General features: G+C 48.0%; 1 protein-coding gene. It reads right to left on the bottom strand.

The window, feature by feature from the left end; all coding sequences use genetic code 11:
• Window positions 1-4338: hypothetical protein (locus KDK19_RS18840; protein WP_257292616.1), on the bottom strand; the 4338-nt coding region annotated here is incomplete at both ends.

Raw genomic sequence — 4338 nt, 5'->3', positions numbered from 1 at the left:
GAATAAAGGCGCTCTGCATAAATTCCTCAGCACCCTTATCGGACAGCATCTGGACGAGCTTCCTGAACTGGGGCACATGGACACCGTGTTTGCTGCCAATAAAGTGTTCAAATTCGCCCATTGCCGTATAAACACCGGCACCTCTGACGGCCTTCAGGTAGTGTTCAAGTTCAACTTTGCTGATCAGGCCTTCACGGAGCAAAGTGATTATATTGTAACCACTGGCAGAATGGCTGGCGAAGTATTCCGGGAAGCCTTTCAGGCCCCCTTGTTCATGCTCGACGAAGTGAATGAATGTTTTGCCCATGCCGCGAATCAGGTCGTCGTATTGTTGGGGCCCTTTTTTTGTCTGATAGATGGCCCATAGCGACAAAGTCAGGACATGTGAGAGAGCACTCTGAGGTCGATCTGCTATTGGCTCGAGAGTGGATTCCGGGAAGACCTTCAGGCTCTTGAAAGTTTCCACCATCCGACTGGCCTGTTCAAACGTCAGTTTGTCTCCGATCTGTGCCTGCAAGCGAATCGCAGCAAATCCATCGTCAAAATGCAAAGTCGGAAGCAACAGTGTTTGCTTACCGCTGGCAACTGCTGCTTCTCTCAGGCCAATTGCAGCTTCCAGGGCTTGTTTTTTGAGAGGATGTTGCTGGGTGAACTCGTGGATAGTGTTCAGAACCTGTACCTGTTTCGGCGTGTACTGGAAGGGGCCAGGGTCACTCTCGACGGCTTGCTCTGCTGCCTTCAGGACCCCCTTCATTCTCTCAATGTCTGTTTTCCTGTATTCAATATTATTTTGCAAATGATTCTGTTCCTGAATCAGGTGTCTGACAGTGCCACCATAGCCATCGTTTCCACCTATTTGTACCTGTCTGTTTCTCAGGGCATTAAGCCGTTGTTCATGGGTGTCAGCAGGAGCTGGTTTAAGACCCATAGCTTTTTCGGTGGCTTCAAGAAGCGCATTATGATCCGCCAAGTCTTGTTTTGCATTGGATAAAGCCTCACTTTTGCGGCTCAGGGCTAAAGACAGCTGAGCTATTTCGAGATTGGGTAAGGCTTTAATCAACTCATCGCTGGTTCCAAATTCGATCTCCTTTTGCTTGCGAATCATATCCGCTTGTGCAAGAGCCTCTTCAGTCATTGCATTGGCTACATTCATACTTTTTCTGTCGTGTTCACGCAGTAAGTCTCTGAGCTGAGCGTACTTTTTCCTGTTGTAAAGCAGTTTACCCAATGCTTCACTGAATTTATTTTGACCATCAGAATCTGTATAGCGTGCAATGGCAATCAAGTAATCAGATGCTTCCTCCAGACCGGTGTCACCTGTTATCTGGATATTCAGACCTGATTTGATTCCCAGTTCCTCAAGGATTTCATCTCGTTTTTCTGCGCTGCATTCCAGCAGGAAATGCCTGATGTCTTTCAGTCGCTCTTCAGTGGTTTGCTCGTCACTTGCAGCCAGGCCTAACTCGATCTGAGCTTCTTTCATTCTCTGGTTGAGAGCTGCGTTTTCTTTATCCGGGATATGTTGGAGGTCAGCACGGTTCCCCGCAAATATCAGGTGTTCGCCACGAAGCTCTTTCAGGTTGCGATGAATAGCTGCCAGTTCATTTTCAGCATTTTTAATTGCTCCTCTGGCTGTGGCGGCATCACGATCAAGGACAAATCGGGGCTTAGGCCCCAAGCGAGCCATTTGCCTGTCCAGCTCATTTTCAATGGCTGCGATACGCTCATCAACCTCAGGCTGACCGGCTTTAAACACTTCTTCATCCAAGTGTTCAAGTTTTGCCTTAATCAGGCTGTTCTGCTCGTCTATACCGGCATCAACTCTAAAGTCCCTAAGCTCGAGTTGATCAGCCATTTGATTGTTTCTGATTCTTTTGACACCCTCATCGTCATAAGTTTCGTTTACTTCTTTCATTAGTTCCTTAATTCTGTCTCTTAGAGCATGCTGCTGGTCGAACAGATTGGCATCGTCTGCAAACCCTATCTGCAGATCACTGGCCAGTTTAGCTATGAAATTTTTTCCTCTTTCTTTAGCGGCAGGATATTCATGATGTAAGATATTCAGTGCGACCTCCAGATCGATAAGATAAATTGCCTGTCGTATTCTGGCTCGCTGATCCGATTCTTCGTTTAAAGAGTTGAGAAGATCATGAATGCCAGAGAGTAAGACGTCCACCTGCATCGGACTCCCCTCCGGAGCGGGTCTGTCAGTTGCAACACGGAGGAGCCTGTCCATGTCAGCCAACTGGTCATTTGAGACATTACCGCTATCAAGTCTTGCACGAACCCTTGCCAGTTTTGCTGCCTTGCCATCACTTTCACTGATTCTGACTCTGATACCGAGTCTGTCTTCCAGCAGTTGCAGTATGATCGAGACCTGTGCCTCTTGCCGCAGTCTGGCTTCACTGACGTATAAGCGTATGTCTTCAGAAACGAGCTGACGATTGAGATACACATCGTCCCTTTCATTGATGTGACTCTTATCTCCCAGAGCTTTTTCCATGGCACGAAGTGTCTCAAAAACTTCAGGCAAGGCTTTGGACTGACCAGGTGTGTTGATGTCTTTCAGTTGTTCTTCCAGTGCTGCATTCTTGAGAAGCGTGGTATGAATGGTTGACTTCAGGACATTGATGTCTTCTGTTGCGATGCCCTCGTTAAGCTCACTCAGATCAGCGATTTCTTGTTTGACATTCATTGTCTTAATTTTTTCAGCCCGATCTTTGGTATCTTTTTTGATGGTCTGTTGCTGAAAACGTTCCTGACCGGCCTGAGCTGCCTGCTGCTTCGGGTGCTTTCGAATGGCCCGGGAACGGACTTCCGGACCCTTTTCGATATCCTGGTCCAGACTGAGCCGATGTTGAATCCTGGTCAGAAGTTTGTGGATTCCAGCATCGGTCATTTCTGTCTTTTGTTGCAGGTGCTGGTACTGCTGAATGGACTGACAGCGGGCTACCAGATCGTTTTCATCCACCGGAGTAATACCGAACCGGTCTTCAATGGCTGCCAGTTTTGCTTTTACAGCCTCAGGACCAGGCTGTCCTGTTGCGGCAAATGTTGCGGCCACTGATTGGTGCATTTCATGAATGTTTTTTCTGATAAGTCTGACTTGTTCTTCTGCTGGCTGGGTACCATCCCAGTTGTCAATACCAAGCACCTCTGCCAGTTGAGTGTTGTGAGCTATGCTGGCTTCTTCTCTGGCGTCAAGGAGTTGTCGTTGCAGATACGGGATTCGTTCGACTTCATACTGAAGTTTCTGTGACTGTTCTTCCAGTTCTTTCGCCACTTTACGAATCAGTGCGAGCTTATCCCCGGCCTGTTGCTTAAGTTGAAGTGCTCTGAGTTTTTCCTCTTCACTGGCATTGGCTGTCTCCGATACAAGCTCTAAATGGTTTTTAACCCGGATCAGTTCGCTTTTTTTGACCAGGTGCTCTTGCAGCTGTCTTTCCCACTCAACCATTTGTCTGGCCGTGTCGCTCACGACTTTGGCAGCAAACTGTTCGTCGTGGTTAAAAACATCGAGCTGTGATTCGTCGACAACGGGTATATGACTCATAATACCGTTAACAAAATTCTGATTGATCAGGAGGTCTTTAAGTGCAGGCTTGAAGCTGAAGTGTTTTGTGAGTTGAATCTGCAACCAGGTTGGTGTGATGACAGTTGAACTGGCTCTGACATGCTCTGGTGTGAATTCAAATTCAACTGCTTGAGCTGGCATGGCACTGGACAATGCCTGCTGAAGAAATTCGTAGTAGGAAAGCGCATGCACTGCCAGTTTATCCTGGTCTGTAAGCGTCGTCGGCTGATCTTTGCCAGCTCCGGCATCGTGCCGTGCAACAAACTCCTCCAACAGTGCCATCTGCCTGCTTAGAATGGCGAACTGGTAGCCTTTGACCTTATGTTTTTTAACCCGTGTCGCAGCAGCAGCGGGGTTATTCTCCCCGGCTTCTAACCAAAGTTTATGGAGGTTTTCTACAAAGGCGATATCATGGGGATTCGGATTCTGACCATGGAAAACAATAACCTCTCCGGAAGCTTCTGCTACTTCCAGCTTTGGATAGCCCTCAGGCACAGGATAAACCTGTGTGTCATCCTCGACGTGAACAACATAGCCGACAGGTTTGCTGTGTGCCAACAGATCATTAAGGGCCTGCTGTTGTATATCCCCTTCCAGGACATGAACCTGAACATAGGCAGAGGTGGCTGCCGCCAGCAGGGCTTCATCATTGACAAAGAGTGATTGACCCAGACGTTGCAGTGCAGGGGGCTGATCGCCCGAAGCGATAAGACGCATGAAGGTACGCCCATTCACTTCAACTTTTTCTACTTCAATGGTGGCAA

Origin of the sequence: Endozoicomonas sp. ONNA1, from assembly GCF_024606325.1 — a bacterium.
Classification (GTDB): domain Bacteria; phylum Pseudomonadota; class Gammaproteobacteria; order Pseudomonadales; family Endozoicomonadaceae; genus Endozoicomonas_A.
This window is presented reverse-complemented; position numbering and strand designations above follow the sequence as displayed.